The sequence below is a fragment of the Pseudomonas sp. YQ_6 genome (genome assembly GCF_043103245.1).
In the GTDB taxonomy this organism is placed as follows: Bacteria; Pseudomonadota; Gammaproteobacteria; order Pseudomonadales; family Pseudomonadaceae; genus Aquipseudomonas; species Aquipseudomonas alloputida.
The window spans coordinates 1-662 of the sequence record NZ_JBICJR010000062.1; the positions used below are offsets into that span (position 1 = coordinate 1).

The 662-nt window shown below is 55.1% G+C and carries 1 protein-coding gene; it reads right to left on the minus strand.

Translation table 11 applies throughout. From position 1 onward, the window contains the following. Positions 1-2 precede the first annotated feature (2 nt). Positions 3-662 (minus strand): IS3 family transposase (locus ACF8FG_RS21710; protein ID WP_392519200.1); only part of this gene is annotated, 660 nt, incomplete at its 5' end.

Genomic DNA, 662 nt, shown 5'->3' on the forward strand with positions numbered 1-662 from the left:
GGCTACAGAGCCAACTGCCTTAAGCCTTTTGCGTATTCGTTCGGTGAACGGTAACCCAGTGCTGAATGCAGTCGACAGCTGTTGTAGAACCCATGGATGTAGCTGGCAATTGCCAGGTGAGCCTGTTTCTTTGTGGGATAGACCGCGCAGGCTTCCTCTCTCTTCAATGTAGCGAAGAAACTTTCAGCTACGGCGTTATCCCAGCAGTTTCCTCTTCGACTCATGCTTTGCGCGAAGCCCTTCTTGGCCAAAGCGAGACGAAACCTGCTGCTCGCGTACTGGCGCCCTTGATCGGAGTGGAAAATTACTCCATAGGCGCCCAGGCATGCGCTCCAGGCGTTCATAAAAGCGCGCTCGACCAAGTCGTCAGGCATCCTGTCCGCCAGGCTGTAACCTAGCACCTGGCGGGTTTGGATGCTCAGTACCACTGCCAGATAAAGCCAGCCCTCTTTCGTAGCGATGTAAGTGATATCGCTGACCCAGGCTGGGGTGGAGCTTTGAATGGAGAACTGACGATCCAATAAATTGCTCGCCACTGGCAGCGCATGGTGACTGTCGGTGGTGCACGGTCTGAAACCGCCCTTGGATCGGCCTTGTATGTGCTCTTCATGCATCAGCCGGTCAACGCGCTTATGACCTACCGCATAGGCCTGCTGCCGTAG